General features: G+C 69.4%; 13 protein-coding genes. 6 read left to right on the top strand and 7 right to left on the bottom strand.

All coding sequences use genetic code 11. The annotated features are described in order from the left end of the window. Nucleotides 1–768 carry an SDR family oxidoreductase gene (locus tag DJ029_RS14550; RefSeq protein WP_112323199.1) on the bottom strand — a complete coding sequence of 256 codons (768 nt, stop codon included), beginning with the start codon at nt 766–768 and terminating at the stop codon, nt 1–3. A 110-nt stretch (nt 769–878) separates the two neighbouring features. On the opposite strand from DJ029_RS14550, the gene gndA reads away from it, so the two are divergent. Beyond that, nucleotides 879–2282 (top strand): NADP-dependent phosphogluconate dehydrogenase, encoded by a 1404-nt coding sequence (gene gndA / locus DJ029_RS14545; RefSeq protein ID WP_112323198.1) that lies wholly within the window; start codon nt 879–881, stop codon nt 2280–2282. Nucleotides 2283–2315: 33 nt separating this feature from the next. Here the strand turns inward: gndA and DJ029_RS14540 are convergent, their stop codons facing one another. Continuing rightward, nucleotides 2316–3104, bottom strand: a complete 789-nt coding sequence (locus DJ029_RS14540) for a bifunctional hydroxymethylpyrimidine kinase/phosphomethylpyrimidine kinase (RefSeq protein WP_112323197.1) — start codon at nt 3102–3104, stop codon at nt 2316–2318. Nucleotides 3105–3114: 10 nt separating this feature from the next. Continuing rightward, nucleotides 3115–3558, bottom strand: coding sequence for an SRPBCC family protein (locus tag DJ029_RS14535; protein WP_112323196.1), 444 nt, complete (start codon nt 3556–3558; stop codon nt 3115–3117). Between the two features lie 209 nt (nt 3559–3767). Here DJ029_RS14535 and rpe point away from each other — a divergent pair, with 209 nt between their 5' ends. Together rpe and gph are read left to right on the top strand one after the other, a co-directional pair. Further along, nucleotides 3768–4448: a ribulose-phosphate 3-epimerase gene (gene rpe, locus DJ029_RS14530; RefSeq protein ID WP_112323195.1), complete on the top strand. Its 681-nt coding sequence runs from the start codon at nt 3768–3770 to the stop codon at nt 4446–4448. Continuing rightward, nucleotides 4445–5086: a phosphoglycolate phosphatase gene (gene gph / locus DJ029_RS14525; protein WP_112323194.1), complete on the top strand. Its 642-nt coding sequence runs from the start codon at nt 4445–4447 to the stop codon at nt 5084–5086. Before rpe ends, gph begins: the two co-directional genes overlap by 4 nt. Nucleotides 5087–5090: 4 nt before the next feature. Here gph and DJ029_RS14520 read toward each other — a convergent pair whose 3' ends face one another. Then, nucleotides 5091–6560, bottom strand: a complete 1470-nt coding sequence (locus tag DJ029_RS14520; RefSeq protein ID WP_112323193.1) for an alpha/beta fold hydrolase — start codon at nt 6558–6560, stop codon at nt 5091–5093. A gap of 199 nt (nt 6561–6759) precedes the next feature. Here DJ029_RS14520 and selD point away from each other — a divergent pair, with 199 nt between their 5' ends. Beyond that, complete coding sequence (selD, locus tag DJ029_RS14515) at nt 6760–8916, top strand: selenide, water dikinase SelD (RefSeq protein WP_112323192.1); 2157 nt, start codon at nt 6760–6762, stop codon at nt 8914–8916. Here the strand turns inward: selD and mnmH are convergent. After that, nucleotides 8903–9964, bottom strand: coding sequence for a tRNA 2-selenouridine(34) synthase MnmH (mnmH, locus tag DJ029_RS14510; protein ID WP_112323191.1), 1062 nt, complete (start codon nt 9962–9964; stop codon nt 8903–8905). The two genes, selD and mnmH, sit on opposite strands and share 14 nt — an antisense overlap. A gap of 155 nt (nt 9965–10119) precedes the next feature. On the opposite strand from mnmH, the gene DJ029_RS14505 reads away from it, so the two are divergent. Next, nucleotides 10120–11493 carry a multicopper oxidase family protein gene (locus DJ029_RS14505; protein ID WP_112323190.1) on the top strand — a complete coding sequence of 458 codons (1374 nt, stop codon included), beginning with the start codon at nt 10120–10122 and terminating at the stop codon, nt 11491–11493. A 73-nt stretch (nt 11494–11566) separates the two neighbouring features. On the opposite strand, the gene DJ029_RS14500 is transcribed toward DJ029_RS14505, so the two are convergent. Continuing rightward, nucleotides 11567–11878 (bottom strand): ETC complex I subunit, encoded by a 312-nt coding sequence (locus DJ029_RS14500; RefSeq protein WP_112323189.1) that lies wholly within the window; start codon nt 11876–11878, stop codon nt 11567–11569. 417 nt (nt 11879–12295) lie between these two features. Here DJ029_RS14500 and uvrB point away from each other — a divergent pair, with 417 nt between their 5' ends. Continuing rightward, the gene (uvrB, locus tag DJ029_RS14495) at nt 12296–14461 is read left to right on the top strand and encodes an excinuclease ABC subunit UvrB (protein ID WP_112323188.1); all 2166 of its coding nucleotides are present in this window, start codon (nt 12296–12298) and stop codon (nt 14459–14461) included. A gap of 63 nt (nt 14462–14524) precedes the next feature. On the opposite strand, the gene DJ029_RS14490 is transcribed toward uvrB, so the two are convergent. Next, nucleotides 14525–15061, bottom strand: a complete 537-nt coding sequence (locus tag DJ029_RS14490; protein ID WP_112323187.1) for an REP-associated tyrosine transposase — start codon at nt 15059–15061, stop codon at nt 14525–14527. Between the last annotated feature and the right edge of the window lie 265 nt (nt 15062–15326).

Below are 15326 nucleotides of genomic sequence, written 5' to 3'. Positions count from 1 at the left end.
TCAGAGCGACGCCGTGATGCCGCCATCCACGTAAAGCGTATGGCCGTTCACGAAACTGGAAGCCGGCGCGGACAGGAAGATGCAGGCGCCTACCAGTTCCTCCACGTTGCCCCAGCGCCCGGCGGGGGTGCGCTTTTCAAGCCAGGCGGTGAACTCGGGATCGTCCACCAGCGCCTGGTTGAGCGGTGTCTTGAAATAGCCCGGCGCAATGGCGTTGCACTGAAGCCCGTGGCGCGCCCAGTCCGTGGCCATGCCCTTTGTCAGGTTGGCCACCGCCCCCTTTGTCGCCGTGTAGGGCGCGATCGAGGGGCGCGCCAGCGCCGACTGGACCGAGGCGATGTTGATGATCTTGCCCGCCCCGCGCGCGATCATGTGCCGCGCTACCGCCTGTCCGACGTTGAACACGCTGGAAATATTGGTGCGCAACAGCCGCTCGAACGCGTCGGCGGGGAAATCCTCAAGCGGGCCGCGGTGCTGCATTCCGGCGTTGTTGACCAGGATGTCGATGGGACCGACGCCGTCCTCGAAACGATCCACCGCCGCGCGCGCGGCGTCGTGGTCGGTCACGTCGAAGGCCAGGACCTCGACCGAGCAGCCCTCGGCGCGCAGTTCCTCGGCGCAGGTTTCCAGCTTGGTCATGTTGCGCCCGTTCAGCACGATCCGCGCGCCCGCGCCGGATAGTCCGCGGGCAAGCGCATGGCCGATGCCCTGGCTGGAGCCGGTGACAAGCGCCGTGCGGCCGCTCAGATCGAACAGGGTGCTGGTCATGAACGAAAACCTCCCGCAGGCAGGCCGGTGCGAAAGACCTTGCGTCCTTTCTTCTTCACGATACCCTTCTTTGTGTCAACCGCCGCGGCCGGCGGATCAGGGGGGACCATATGGCGGAAATCGGGCTGGTCGGGCTGGGCACCATGGGTGCGGCCCTTGCATTGAATATTGCGGAAAAGGGCTTCGATATCGCGGTTGCGAACCGCACCACCTCCCGCACATTCGCGTTCCATGAGAACGCGGGCGCGCTGAAGGGGCGCATCACCCCGTGTGAGAGTATCCCCGCACTGGTGGACGCGCTGGAAAGCCCCCGCGCGATCATCCTGATGGTGCCCGCGGGCCAGGTCGTGGACGACTACATCGCCGAGCTGACGCCGCTTCTGGCGCCCGGGGACCTGATCATCGACGCGGGCAACGCCAACTTCAAGGACACTCGCCGCCGCGCCGCCGCAAGCGACGGGCCGATGTTCCTTGGCATCGGCGTTTCGGGGGGCGAGGAAGGCGCGCGGCACGGCCCTTCGATCATGGGCGGCGGCGATCGCGCGGCCTGGGACCGGGTCGCCCCGGTGCTGAGCGCCATCGCCGCAAAGTTCGAAGGCACCCCCTGCGCCACCTACATGGGCACCGACGGTGCGGGCCATTTCGTGAAGACCGTGCACAACGGCATCGAATACGCCGACATGCAGATGATCGCCGAGACCTACGGCGTGATGCGCGACGGCCTTGGCATGAGCGCGCCCGAGATTGGGCAGGTCTATGCCCGCTGGAACGAGGGGCCGCTGCAATCCTACCTGATCGAGATTTCGGGCAAGGTGGCCGCCGCGACCGACCCCGAAACCGGCAAGCCCATGCTCGACGTGATCCTGGATCGAGCGGGGCAGAAGGGCACCGGGCGCTGGACCGCGATCGAGGCGCAGATGCTGGGCGCGCCCGCCACCACGATCGAGGCGGCGGTGGCCGCGCGCAACCTGTCCTCCCGCCTGCCCGAGCGGCGCGAGGGCGCCGCTCGCCTTGGCGAGCCGTCGCGCAGTATCCACGACACGGACGGCGTGATCGACGCGCTGGAACAGGCGCTGCTGGCGGGCAAGATCGCCTGTTACGCGCAAGGTTTCGGGCTGCTCGACATGGCGTCCGAAGAATACGGCTGGGACCTGCCCATGCCCGAGATCGCGAAGGTCTGGCGCGCGGGCTGCATCATCCGCTCGGCCATGCTGGACGACATGGCCCGGGCACTTGAGGCCGGCCCGCACGGCAACCTTCTGTTCGCGAGCGGTTTTTCCGAGCGCATGATCGAGGCGGACGCCAGTTTCCGCCGGATCGTCGCCCTTGGCGCGACGCAGGGGCTGCCGATGCCCGCCTTCTCGGCGGCGCTGGCCTACGTGGATGGATTGCGCCAACCGCGCGGCACCGCGAACATGCTTCAGGGCCAGCGCGATTTCTTCGGCGCGCACGGGTTCGAGCGGCTGGACGCCGAGGGCGCGCATCACGGCCCCTGGGCGATGACCGCGGGGTAGCACCTACTGGCGGACCAACGGCCGCCGCCCGCTCTAAGCTTTTACGAGCGCCGCGCCGCAGGCCACCAGGTCCCGCGGTTCCAGCGTGTCGCGCCCCGCGATCCGCGCGGCCTCGACCAGCGCGGCGATCCTGTGCACCACCTCTGCTGCCGCATCTTGCGGCGCACGGCCCGACAGATGCGCCGCCAGCAGCAGCGCGGCCACCGCGTCGCCTGCGCCATGCACGTGATGGGGCACCTTCGGCCCCGTGGCCAGCGCAGGGCTTCCTCCGGCGTGGGTTTCGATCCCCAGCCCGCCACTGCTTTCGACCGAGGTGACATGCACCACCTCCGGGCCCAGCTGCGCCGCGCCAGCCCCTGCGCCGCAGGAAAGCCAACCCAGTTCGTCCATGTTCGGCGTCGCGATCCGCGCCAGCGGCAGCAGCCGTGCGCGAAAGACCGGCACGAGATCCTCGGGCAAGTAGAAGCGCCCCTTGTCCCCCAGCACCGGATCGCAGAGGTAGACCATGTCCGGCCGCGCGGCGCGGATGTCGGTCACAAGGTCCGCCACCGCGCCCGCCACGCCCGCATCGGGCAAATAGCCCGAGAGCACCGCGTCGATCCGCGACAGCTGCCCGCCCGCCGCCAGCCCGCGGTGCAGCGCGGCGATATCCGCCGCGCCCTGCCGCCGCCCCGAGACGCCGGGCATCGCCGCGTGGCCGCTCAGGGTCACCGTGGGCAGGGGCCAGACCTCCACCCCCGCGCCCCAGAGCACGGGCGCGGACGCGCCAAGGCCGACCGCCCCGCTGACCACCTGCGACTGGATCACCAGGCAGACGGGCATGAGCGCGCCCTCAGCTCTTTTCGACCTGCGCCTTGAAATCGTCGAAGAACTGCGCCGACAGCTTCTTCGCCGTGCCGGTGATCAGGCGGCTGCCGAGCTGGGCGAGCTTGCCTCCAACATCCGCCTTGGCGGTGTAGCGCAGGATCGTGGCGTCGCCATCCTCCACAAGTTCGACATCCGCGCCGCCCTTGGCAAAGCCCGCGGCCCCGCCAGCGCCCTGCCCGGTCAGGGAAAACCGCTCGGGCGCTTCGGAGGGGTCGAGCGTGACATTGCCCTTGAAGCGCGCCTTCACGGGGCCGACCTTCAGGGTGACCTTCGCCTCCAGCTCGGTGTCGGAATGCTTTTCCAGTTCCTCGCAGCCGGGGATCGCCACTTTCAGGATCTCGGGGTCGTTCAGTGCGGCGAACACCTTCTCACGCGGGGCCTCGATCCGGATCTCGTCTTGCAGTTCCATGTCGCTTCCTCTCCTCGGGCGGCGAAAGTGCATCGCGCGCGTTTTTCCGACTTATCCCAGCAAATCCCGGCCCAACGCAAGGCAGGAGAGCGCGCCGCGGCCGCTTTCCCCTTGCCAAGGGCATGTGCCCGGCGCTACGCCCCCCGCAACAGGTGCAGGTCGCGCAGACCCGCGCCCCAGAAGGTGCAGTACACACGAGGAGTGTCCCCATGAGCATCGACCGGTCCGTCAAGATCGCCCCCTCCATCCTGTCGGCGGATTTCGCCGATTTCGGCCGCGAATGCGAGGCGATAGAGGCAGAGGGCGCGGACTGGGTCCATGTTGACGTGATGGATGGGCATTTCGTGCCCAACATCACCTTTGGCCCGCAGCTGTGCAAGGCGATCCGCCCCCATGTGAAGACGGTGATGGACGTGCACCTTATGATCGCCCCCGTCGACCCCTATATCGAGGCGTTTGCCGAAGCGGGCGCCGACATCCTGACCGCCCATGTCGAGGCGGGCCCCCACATCCACCGCACCCTTCAGGCGATCCGCGGCGCGGGCGTGATGGCGGGCGTGGCCTTGAACCCCGGCACCCCGGCGGGCGCCATCGCTCCGCTTCTGGACATGGTGGACCTGGTGCTGGTGATGACCGTGAACCCCGGTTTCGGCGGGCAGAAGTTCATCGAAAGCCAGGTCGCGAAGGTGGCCGAGGTGCGCGCCATGATCGGCGACCGCCCCATTCACATCCAAGTCGACGGCGGCGTGACGCCGGAAACCGCCCCCCTTGCCGTCAACGCGGGCGCGGACGTGATGGTCGCCGGCTCGGCGGTGTTCAAGGGCGGCTCGGTCGCGAACCCGGCCCCCTACGGGCAGAACATGAACGCCATCCGCGCGGCGCTGGCATGATGCGGATCGCCTTCGACCTGGACGGCACGCTGATCCACAGTGCGCCGGGCATCCGCTCCGCCATCAACGCCGTCCTGGAAGAGCTCGGGGCCGAGGCGCTGAGCCTTGCGCAGGTGACGGGTTTCATCGGCAACGGCACGCTGAAGCTGGTGGAGCGTTCGCTGCGCGCCTCCGGCCTGGCCGCAGAGGGCGCGGCGCTGGAGGCCGCGCATGAGCGGCTCGGCGCGGTCTATGGCGCAGATCCGACCCGCGAAACCACGCTGTTCCCCGGCGTGCGCGGCGCGCTGGACTCGCTGAAGGCACAGGGCCACAGCCTGACGATCTGCACCAACAAGCCCGCTGGCCCGGCGCGCGATATCCTTAAGCATTTCGCGATCGACGGGTATTTCGACCTGGTGGTCGGCGGTGACAGCCTGCCGACCCGCAAGCCCGAGCCGGAGATGCTTCACAAGGCGCTCTGCGGCGGCGACACCGTGGCCTATGTCGGCGACAGCGACGTCGATGCCGAGACGGCCCGGCGCGCCGAGGTCCGCTTCGGTCTGTTCACCGAAGGCTATCGCCACGCCAGTGTCGACGCGCTCGCGCCAGACTTCCGCTTTTCCGACTTCGCGGCCCTGCCCGCCCTTGTGGCGGGCTGAGCCCTCAGCCTGCGAACAGCGGATAGGCGGCGCCAAGGCTCCAGGCCAGAAGCACCCCCGCGCCAAGCCCCCCGGTCAGCGCGCCGCCGCGCGCGCCGGCCCAACGGGCGATGGGGTGCAGGAGCAGCAGGAACAACAGCAGCAACGGGACCGAGACGGCGAGGAACACCACCTCTTCGGGCACCAGCAGCGCCGTCAGCGACGGGGCCAGCACCAGCGGGATGCGCGCCACGATACGCAGCCAAAGCGGCGCGGCGCGCCCCGCGAACATGGCGAAATCCGCCAGCATCATCGGCACCGCCCCCAGCAGCAGCCAGCCCGTCAGCGCCACGCGGGGGCCGTGAGGCCAGAAGCTGGCCCCGTAGCGGTCCAGCGCCAGCGCGAACAGCAGCCCCGCGATCAGCACGAAGCCAAGCCCCCGGTGCGACACCCCACCCGTAAGCGGGCCCGCGCGGGAGAGCAGAAACAGCTGCACCGCCCCGTTCGCGCCCAGCACCAGCGTGACCGTGCCAAGGGCGGCGGCCCCTGGCAGCTGAAACGGCAGGGCCGCCCCCGCCAGGATCCCCGCCCCGGCACCGGTCAGCGAGATCGCGATCACCCGCAGCGCCGGCAGCGGATCCCGCGCGGGCCGCTTAGGCCCGATCAGCGGGCTGAGCGCCCAGGCCCCGGCCAGGATCGCCAGCAGCAGCAGCGCCGCCCAGCGCCCCGGCAGCACCGGCGGCGCGGCGCTTTCCCGCTGAAACGCGGCGTCGAGCCAGCCGCGCGCGGCGCGCACCGCCGTTTCGCTGTGCAGCACCCCGACATGCTCCACCCCCGGCGCGACAAGCGCGAGGCGGGTCACTGCGCCGCGCGCGACAAGGTCGCCCTCCTCCCCCGCCGGATCGATCATGCGCACCGCCGCGAGGGCATTGGCCCGCAGCGTCGGCTCGCCCGCGCCGGTGAGGATCAGCAGGCGCTCGGGAAAGCTCGGCGTGACCGCCTCGGAATACATCGAGATCCCGATGACGGCGGCGATGTCGCGCCGCTCCGCCGCCAGCCGCACCACGATGTCCGAGGCCATCGAATGCCCGATCACCGCCGCCGGCCCCTCGGCCCCAGTGAGGCGGCGCGCCGCATCCAGCACGCGGGCGCTTTCCGCGACAAGCAGCCGGGTCGTCCCCTCGATCCGGGTGACATCGCCGCTCAGGGGCTGCGGGTTGCGCCCATGACCGGCGAAATCGAAGGTGACGGCGCGGTATCCTGCGTGGGCCAGGCTCAGCGCATAGGAGTGCATCATCTGCCGGGCCCCCGCGAAGCCGTGCGCGATCAGCACCAGCGGCCCCGTCGCGCCCGGCTGGGCGGTCAGGCTGGCCGGGGTTCCGCCAGCCTCGAAGTGCTGCACTTCCAGCCCGAGGCGGCCCCGCTCAAGCATCGTGAGGGCAAGCCCGGCGGCCAGCAGCGCGACAAGGGCGAGGGCAGTTCTGAAACGGGTCATGGCGGTCCTTGGGCGGTGCGGTGGGCCAGTGTTTTGGGCAGTCTGGGGAAAGCTAGGGCGAAACCGCGCCGGGCAGTACCGGATTCTCTGCCCCCGGCACCTCGGACCGGCGCGGCGCGCCACTATGGCGTTGCGAAGCGCCCCTCCAGCGCCCTAGATACCCCCCGAACCACCCCGAGCCGCCCCAGAAAGCCCGCCGATGCAACGATCCGTGCCCCTGACGAAAGACCTTGTCCTTCTGGGCGGCGGGCATAGCCATGCGCTGGTGCTGCGCGCCTGGGGGATGGACCCGGTGCCCGGGGTGCGCGTGACGCTGATCAACCCGGCCCCGACCGCGCCCTACACCGGGATGCTGCCCGGCCATGTCGCCGGTCACTACCCCCGCGCGGCGCTGGATATCGACCTGGCCCGGCTGGCGCGTTTCGCCGGGGCCCGGCTGGTCCTCGGCGCGGCGGAGCAGATCGACCCGCAGGCCCGGACCGTCAGCGTGCCGGGCCGTCCGCCGATCCGCTATGACCGGCTGTCCATCGACATTGGCATCCACGCGGGCCTGAACGAGCTGCCCGGCTTTGCCGAACATGGCGTTGGGGTGAAGCCGCTGGATCGTTTCGCCGACCGCTGGGTCGAACTGCTGGACCGCGTGGCCGCCAGCGGCGCCGCGCCCCGGATCGCGGTGATCGGCGGCGGCATCGCGGGCTCGGAAATCGCGCTGGCGATGGCGCACCGGCTGCGGGGGATGGGTGTCTCGCCCTCGGTGCAGGTGATCGACACCGCGCCCGACCCGCTGGGCGCGGCGGCCCCCGGCCTGCGCCGGGCGGTCCTGGCCGCCTTCGCCGAGTACCGCATCGAAACCCGCTTTGGCGACGCCCCCGTGGCGCTGGACCCGGACAGCCTGCGCCTTGCCAGCGGGCAGGAGGTTGCGACCGGGTTCACCGTCAGCGCGGCGGGCGCGCGCCCCCATGAATGGCTGGCAGGCACCGGCCTGCCCCTACGGGATGGCTACCTGCCGGTGGACTCGGCGCTGCGCGTCCTTGGCCACCCCGAGATCTACGCCACGGGCGATTGCGCGCACCTCAGCGCCAGCCCGAGGCCCAAGGCGGGCGTCTACGCGGTGCGCGCCGCACCGGTGCTGCACCACAACCTGCGCGCCGACCTGACGGGGCGGCAGCGCCGGGCGTTCCGCCCGCAGAAGGGGTTCCTGAAGCTCGTCTCGCTCGGCGCGCAGCGCGCGGCGGGGGAACGTTTCGGCCTTGCCTTCAGCGGGCCGCTCATCTGGCGCTGGAAGGACCGGATCGACCGCCGCTTCATGGAGCGTTTCTCCGCCCTCAAGCCCATGGCGCCCCCGCCCCCGCCCGAGCGCGCGGCGATCGGGGTCAGCGCGCTGATGCGCGGCCAACTCCAGTGCATGGGCTGCGGGGCGAAAGTGGCGCAGAGCGCGCTGCTGCCGGGCATCGGCGCGCAGGCGCGCGACATCGGGGACGACGCCGCACTGCTCGATATCGGCGGGCACAGGCTGGCGCTGAGCACCGATCACCTGCCCGCCTTCACCGAGGACCCGCTGACCTTCGCGCGGATCGCGGCGACCCATGCGCTCGGCGATATCTGGGCGACCGGCGCAGCGCCGCGCGGCGCGCTGGTCAACGTGATCCTGCCACGGATGGAGCCGCTGCTGGCGCAGGCCACCCTTGGCGAAGTGATGCAGGGCCTTGCCAGCGCGCTTAACCCGGCCGGGGCGCCGATCCTCGGCGGGCATACCACCTTCGGCGCGGAGCTGACGCTCGGCGTCACCGTCCTGGCCGAGGCCCCTGCCCCGAAACAGCTGACCGGCGCGCGGCCCGGCGACGTTCTGGTCCTGACCAAGCCGATCGGCAGCGGCACCCTGCTGGCCGGGGACATGGCGCTGAAGACCAGCGGCGCGGACCTGGCCGCCTGCCTGGCGCTGATGGGCCAGTCCCAGGCGCGGGCCGCCGAGATCCTGTCCGAGGCGCGCGCGATGACCGACGTCACCGGCTTCGGGCTGGCCGGGCACCTGGCCAATATCGCGCGCGCAAGCGGCGTGTCGGCCCACCTGGAGCTGGCGAACGTGCCGGTGATGGCGGGCGCATTGGCGCTGGCGGAAAGCGGCCTGCGCTCGACCCTTTATACTGACAATGTCGCCGGCGTGCCCGAGGTCGCGGCCCCGCCCCGGACCCCGCGCGCCGCGCTGCTGTTCGATCCCCAGACCGCCGGGGGGCTACTGGCCACCCTGCCCCCCGAAAACGCAGATGCAGCACTGTGCGCCCTGACGGAGGCGGGCTACATGGCGGCGCTGATCGGGCGGATCGCGGACGGCCCGCCGCGCCTCAGCTGGGGGTGATCAGCGCGTCGTAGGCCCCGGCCACCGCATCGGCCGCAGCCTGCACCCCGTCCGGCGTCAGGGAGTCGACGCTGAGCTCGCGCAACACGCCAGCGCCGTTGCGCCCCGCCGATTTCGCGTAGCGCGGGTCGTAGTGATGCTGCATCAACTCGGCCGCAAGCTCGCGCAGCCGCCCCTCCCGCGCCATCGCGGTCCAGCTTTCGACCCGCTCAGTACCTTGCAGCGGCGTGAGGGCGGCGATCACCCGCGTCAGCCGCTCGACATCCGCGCTCATGTCCGCATAGGCGCGCACCAGGTAGTCCGCGCGCGCCCCGAGCGGGGCGGACAGGCGGATCCGGGGTGCCGCGCGCATCGCGCTCCAGACAGAGGGGGGGATCTGACGCTCGCCCACCTTGCTCGATTCGGCCTCCATCAGGATCGGCCCGTTGCCCGGCGCATTGACGACGGCGGCGGCCAGAGCCCCCTCGAACGCCTTTTGCGAAGGCTGCGTCCCGACATGGCCGAAGACCGAGCCGCGATGACTGGCCAGCCCTTCCAGGTCCACCACCGGCAGGCCACGGGCGGCGAGCTGGGCCAGAATCTCGGTCTTGGCGGTGCCGGTGTTGCCGTCCAGCAGCACGACGCCGCGGCTCAGCGGCGTCTTGTGCATCGCATCGACCACGAGGCGGCGATAGCTCCTGTAGCCGCCCTCCAGCAGGCTCACCCGCCAGCCGATCTGCTCGAGGATCGCCGCGAAAGAGCCCGAGCGCTGCCCCCCGCGCCAGCAATAGACCAGCGGACGCCAGGCGCCCGTCTTGTCGTGCAACGGCCCGTCCAGATGCGCCGCCGCGTTGCGCGCGACCATCGCCGCGCCCACCTTGCGGGCCTCGAACCGGTCGACCTGGACGTACAGCGTGCCCACCTCGGCCCGCTCGGCGTTGGACAGGGCGGGCAGGTTGATCGCGCCGGGAACATGGTCCTCGGCGAATTCCGCTGGCGAGCGGACATCGATGATCGTATCGACCCCGAGGTCGTGCAAGGCGGTGAGAGAGGGAAGCGAAATGCGCATGCCGCCTTGTAGGGCTAATTTCCGGGAAGCTGAATGGCAAAACCGCCTCAGGCGGCATCAGGCCCATTGCCGCAGCCCTGCGATTGAAGCTTGTGCCGCGCCCCGAATCGCGGTGCCATGACGCCCGCAGAATGGGACAATCGAAGGATGACCGGATGAGGCTGACCAGGCGGCAGATGCTGGCCACCGGCGCCGCTGCGCTGCTCGTTCCGGGGCGGTCGCGCGCCGCAACCCAAACGCTTGTGGCCAAGCCGGGCGAAGTTCAGCTTGCCCCGGTTGGCCTGCCCGCGACGCCGGTCTGGACCTTCGGCGGCACCACGCCCGGCCCCGAGCTGCGCCTGCAACAGGGCAAGCCGTTCGAGCTGATGCTGGACAACGCCCTGCCCGAGGCGACGACGGTGCATTGGCACGGCATACGGGTGCCCAACGCCATGGACGGCGTCGCGGGGCTGACCCAGGACCCGGTCCTACCCGGCGCGGGCTTTCGCTACGCCTTCACGCCGCCAGATGCCGGGACATACTGGTACCACGCGCACATGAATTCCGTTGAGCAACTCTCCCGCGGCCTGTCCGGCCCCCTGGTGGTGGAGGAGACGGACCCGCCCGACGTGGACCGGGACGAGGTCCTGTTCCTGCGCGACTGGCGGCTGGTGGACCCGGCCAACGTCTCGCCCGATTTCGATAACCATCACGACATGGCCCATGCCGGCCGGCTGGGCAATTTCGTCACCGTCAACGCCATGACCGAGCAGCGCCAGAGCGTGCCGCGTTATTCCCGCCTGCGCCTGCGCCTGATCAACGCCGCCACGGACCGGGTGTTCGAGTTGGCCACCAGCGGCCTGTCCGGCGCGATCGTGGCGGTGGACGGGATGCCGGTGGAGGCGCCGCTGCCCATCGGGCAGATCTTCCTCGGACCCGGACAACGCGCGGACCTGATCGTCGACGTCACCGCCCCCGAGGGCGAGGACGCGCTGGTCGCCGATGTCTTCCGCGGGGAAACCTTCGCGCTGGCCAGTTTCACCGTCACCGCGCCTGAGCGGGAGCGGCGCGCGCCCGACATCCCGCCGCTGGCGCAGAACCCGGCGCAGGCGCTGGCGCTCGACCTGGATGCGGCGCGGATCGAACCGATGGAAATGCAGGGTGGCGCGATGCGCGGCCTGCGCTCAGGCACCTACCAGGGTGAGCAGATGGACGGCCGCGCACTGGCCACGAAGGGGCAATACTGGTCGCTGAACGGTCAGGTGAACATGCCCGACGCGCCCTGGCTGACCCTCTCGGCGGGTGAGACGCTGCGCATTCCCTTCATCAACGCCACGGCCTTCCCGCACGCGATGCACCTGCACGGCCACCACTTCCGCGAGGTGTACCAGAACGGAACCCTGGGGCTGTGGCGCGACACCATCCTGGTCGATCCCGGGCAGGTGCGCGAAGTGGCCTTCCACGCCGACAACCCCGGGCGCTGGCTTTTGCATTGCCACATGCTGTCACACCGCATGAGCGGCATGGCCACCTGGATCGAGGTTATTTAAGGGCTGGGCGGCAGATCCTCCGCCCGCTTTCATGGCCTGGTGCTGTGTGCCCCGCGAAGGGCGGCACCAAGGGTCAGTGGGTCCAGGCGCCGCGCCGGCTATTGGCGAAATTGTCGCCATACCCGCCGGGGCGGATGTTGCGGCTGCGCGTCTTGGGCTGCATCACCCGCGCCGCGATACCCTGGCGCGCGGCATAGGCTTTCGCCGCCTCGAGGGTGTCGAACCGCAGCTTGACCTGGGTCTGCGTATCGCCGGACCCGGTCCAGCCCATTAACGGATCCTTCACCCGCGCTTCCGAGGGCGCGAATTCCAGGATCCACTCGTTGGTTTTCGCGGTCCCTGACTGCATGGCCGTCTTGGCGGGTTTGTAGATGCGCGCGCGCATGTTGCCTCCGACAAATGTAATCGCATGATGGGCACCAGGCCCATCGCCTCTTATTGCCGGATCGCTTGCCAGACACAAGAGCGCGAAGCCCGCCAGCCGGTTACAGGGGAGTGAGGGGTGGGGTGGGTGTACTGCACCCGGCTGGCGGATCGTCGCTGCTTGCCCGAACAAATTATCGACCACTCCATGGTTAGACAATATTTAAATGGCATAAATTCCTTTAATTTCACCGAAATTTTTACATCTTTATTTACTTATTATTAACTCATTGGGAAACCCCCGCCCCACTTCTATTGAAAGCTTCCGCTTTAGGCATCCCCGCCCGCGCCCTGCCCCGCGGCGCGCCGCAGCCCTTGAATCCCGCCCCGTCACCCGCAAATATCAGGCGACCCTTCCCCCACGACAGGACGACCCGTCATGAGCACCACCGCCGAAATCGACCGCCCGCGCGACAAGCTGGACGGCGGGCGCCGCATCGTGCTGAATACGAGCTTCACCGCCGCCGGGGACCAGCCCACCGCGATCCGCGAACTGGTCGCCGGCATCAAGGAGGGCGAGCGTAACCAGGTGCTGCTCGGCGCGACGGGAACGGGCAAGACCTTCACCATGGCCAAGGTGATCGAGGCAACCCAGCGCCCGGCCATCATCCTTGCGCCGAACAAGACGCTGGCCGCGCAATTATACGGCGAATTCAAGGGATTCTTTCCCGACAACGCGGTGGAGTATTTCGTCAGCTTCTATGACTACTACCAGCCCGAGGCCTATGTCCCGCGCTCGGACACCTATATCGAGAAGGAATCCCAGATCAACGACCAGATCGACCGGATGCGCCACTCGGCCACGCGGGCGCTGCTGGAGCGCGATGACGTGATCATCGTCGCCTCCGTCTCCTGCATTTACGGGATCGGCTCGGTCGAGACGTACGGCGCGATGACCCAGGACCTGATCGTGGGCAACGAGTATGACCAGCGCAAGGTCATGGCCGACCTGATCGCCCAGCAATACAAGCGCAACGACAACGCCTTCCAGCGCGGCACCTTCCGCGTGCGCGGCGATTCCCTGGAGATCTGGCCCGCCCACCTGGAGGATCGCGGCTGGCGGCTGTCCTTCTTCGGCGAGGAGCTGGAGAGCATCACCGAGTTCGACACGCTGACCGGGCAGAAGACCGGCGCGATGGAAAAGACCCGCGTCTACGCCAACTCGCACTACGTCACACCGCGCCCGACGCTGGCCCAGGCGATCAAGAGCATCAAGGCCGAGCTGATCCAGCGCCTGAAACAGCTGGAAGCCGAGGGCAAGCTGCTGGAAGCGCAGCGCCTGGAACAGCGCACCAACTTCGACCTGGAGATGCTGGAAGCCACCGGCGTCTGCAACGGGATCGAGAACTACTCGCGCTACCTCACGGGCCGCGCCCCGGGCGAGCCCCCCCCCACCCTGTTCGAATACATTCCGGACAACGCCATCGTCTTCGCCGACGAAAGCCACGTCTCGGTTCCCCAGATCGGGGGCATGTACAAGGGCGACTACCGGCGTAAGTTCACCCTGGCCGAGCATGGCTTCCGCCTGCCCTCCTGCATGGACAACCGGCCCCTGAAGTTCGAGGAGTGGGACGCGATGCGCCCGCAGTCCGTCTTCGTGTCCGCCACCCCGTCCGCCTGGGAGCTGGAGCAATCCGGCGGCGTCTTCGCCGAACAGGTGATCCGCCCCACTGGGCTGCTGGATCCGCCGGTCGAAATCCGGCCCGTCGAGTCCCAGGTGGACGATCTGCTCGATGAAATCCGCAAGACGGCGCAGGCGGGCTACCGGGTGCTCTGCACGGTGCTGACCAAGCGCATGGCCGAGGATCTGACCGAGTACCTGCACGAGCAGGGCATCCGCGTGCGCTACATGCATTCGGACATCGACACGCTGGAGCGGATCGAGATCCTGCGCGACCTGCGCCTTGGCGCCTTCGACGTGTTGATCGGCATCAACTTGCTGCGCGAGGGGCTGGATATCCCCGAATGCGGGCTGGTCGCGATCCTGGACGCGGACAAGGAAGGGTTCCTGCGCTCGGAAACCTCGCTGATCCAGACCGTCGGGCGGGCCGCGCGCAACGCCGAGGGCAAGGTGATCATGTACGCCGACCGTGTCACCGGCTCGATGGAGCGCGCGATCCGCGAGACGAACCGGCGGCGTGAGAAGCAGCAGGCCTATAACGAAAAGCATGGCATCACCCCGGAAACGGTCAAGAAGAACGTCGAGGACGTGCTCGCCGGGCTCTACCAGGGCGACGTGGACATGAACCGCGTCACCGCGAAGGTGGATCGCAAGACGGCGGGCGCGAACCTTCAGACGGTGCTGGACGGCTTGCGCAAGGACATGCTGAAGGCCGCCGAGAACCTGGAGTTCGAGGAAGCCGCCCGCCTGCGCGACGAGGTGAAGCGCCTCGAGCAGGTGGACCTGCTGGTCGCCGACGACCCGCTGGCGCGGCAATCGGCGGTGGAATCGGCGGTCGAGGATGCGAAGAAGGCCGAGGGCCGCAGCACCGCCGGGCGCGCCGGTCAGCGCGGCGGCAACGTGAAGCGGCGGCGGAAAGGTTAGGCCCGCCCGCGCGTTACCCATCCCGCCGGGCCGTACGCCAGTGGTGGGCAGTAGCTGCCCACCCTACGCCGCCTCTCCGAACCGGCCGGGCAAATCGGTCGGGCCGCGCCAGTCCGGCGCAACGCGGCCGGCGCGGATCTCCCGCCCGAGGGAAGAGAAGGGCCAGTCGCCGGGCAGCTCCACCAGCCCATGACGCTGGGGGTCGGCCCAGCAGTAGGCGATATGTGCGCGGTAGTCGGCGGCGTCGCGGATCCGATGCTCCCAGAACCGCCGTTGCCACAGACCGGCCTCGCGTTTGAGCAGGTGGCTGTGCGCGCGCGTCCCCGGCGGCGCGCCCACGTAACGTGAGAACCGGTGCTTGATGCGCCGCCACCGCTCGGAATAGTCCGTGTCGCCGGGGGGCAGCGTCCAGACCGCGTGCAGGTGGTCGGGCAGCACCACCATCGCATCGCAGCGCAACGGCATCGTGGCGACCGTTCGGACATAGGCGCGGCGCAACGCGTCGATGTGGCTGACCAGCAGCCCCGAACCAGGCCTGGCAAGACAGACCGTGAAGAAGAAGGTGCCGCCCGGCGCGCGGGCGCGAAGATAAGCAGACATACCCTCCGATAGACCCGGTTTGGTAAAAGCCCGGTAAAGGCCGGAAAAAGCCGCCCACCGTGCGGGGCCTGTAGGGTGGGCAGCTTCTGCCCACCCCCGCCGGGGATTGCCGCGCCCCGGCCCGGCGCTACCTTCCGTCCATGCGCTACGCCCTTCTCACCATGTTCGCCCTGCTCGCCGCCCCGGCGCAGGCCTAGGAGTTCCGCCCCCTGCCCGTCTGCACCCTGTCGCAGGCGCACCCGACCGTCGATGTCACGATCACCTA

This window comes from Oceanibium sediminis (assembly GCF_003265325.1).
Lineage (GTDB): Bacteria > Pseudomonadota > Alphaproteobacteria > Rhodobacterales > Rhodobacteraceae > Halovulum > Halovulum sediminis.
This window is presented reverse-complemented; position numbering and strand designations above follow the sequence as displayed.

Bases quoted from the DNA above. Each gene is read 5' to 3' on its own strand.
- DJ029_RS14550 (WP_112323199.1), bottom strand. From the start codon at position 768: ATGACCAGCACCCTGTTCGATCTGAGCGGCCGCACGGCGCTTGTCACC.
- gndA (WP_112323198.1), top strand. From the start codon at position 879: ATGGCGGAAATCGGGCTGGTCGGGCTGGGCACCATGGGTGCGGCCCTT.
- DJ029_RS14540 (WP_112323197.1), bottom strand. From the start codon at position 3,104: ATGCCCGTCTGCCTGGTGATCCAGTCGCAGGTGGTCAGCGGGGCGGTC.
- DJ029_RS14535 (WP_112323196.1), bottom strand. From the start codon at position 3,558: ATGGAACTGCAAGACGAGATCCGGATCGAGGCCCCGCGTGAGAAGGTG.
- rpe (WP_112323195.1), top strand. From the start codon at position 3,768: ATGAGCATCGACCGGTCCGTCAAGATCGCCCCCTCCATCCTGTCGGCG.
- gph (WP_112323194.1), top strand. From the start codon at position 4,445: ATGATGCGGATCGCCTTCGACCTGGACGGCACGCTGATCCACAGTGCG.
- DJ029_RS14520 (WP_112323193.1), bottom strand. From the start codon at position 6,560: ATGACCCGTTTCAGAACTGCCCTCGCCCTTGTCGCGCTGCTGGCCGCC.
- selD (WP_112323192.1), top strand. From the start codon at position 6,760: ATGCAACGATCCGTGCCCCTGACGAAAGACCTTGTCCTTCTGGGCGGC.
- mnmH (WP_112323191.1), bottom strand. From the start codon at position 9,964: ATGCGCATTTCGCTTCCCTCTCTCACCGCCTTGCACGACCTCGGGGTC.
- DJ029_RS14505 (WP_112323190.1), top strand. From the start codon at position 10,120: ATGAGGCTGACCAGGCGGCAGATGCTGGCCACCGGCGCCGCTGCGCTG.
- DJ029_RS14500 (WP_112323189.1), bottom strand. From the start codon at position 11,878: ATGCGCGCGCGCATCTACAAACCCGCCAAGACGGCCATGCAGTCAGGG.
- uvrB (WP_112323188.1), top strand. From the start codon at position 12,296: ATGAGCACCACCGCCGAAATCGACCGCCCGCGCGACAAGCTGGACGGC.
- DJ029_RS14490 (WP_112323187.1), bottom strand. From the start codon at position 15,061: ATGTCTGCTTATCTTCGCGCCCGCGCGCCGGGCGGCACCTTCTTCTTC.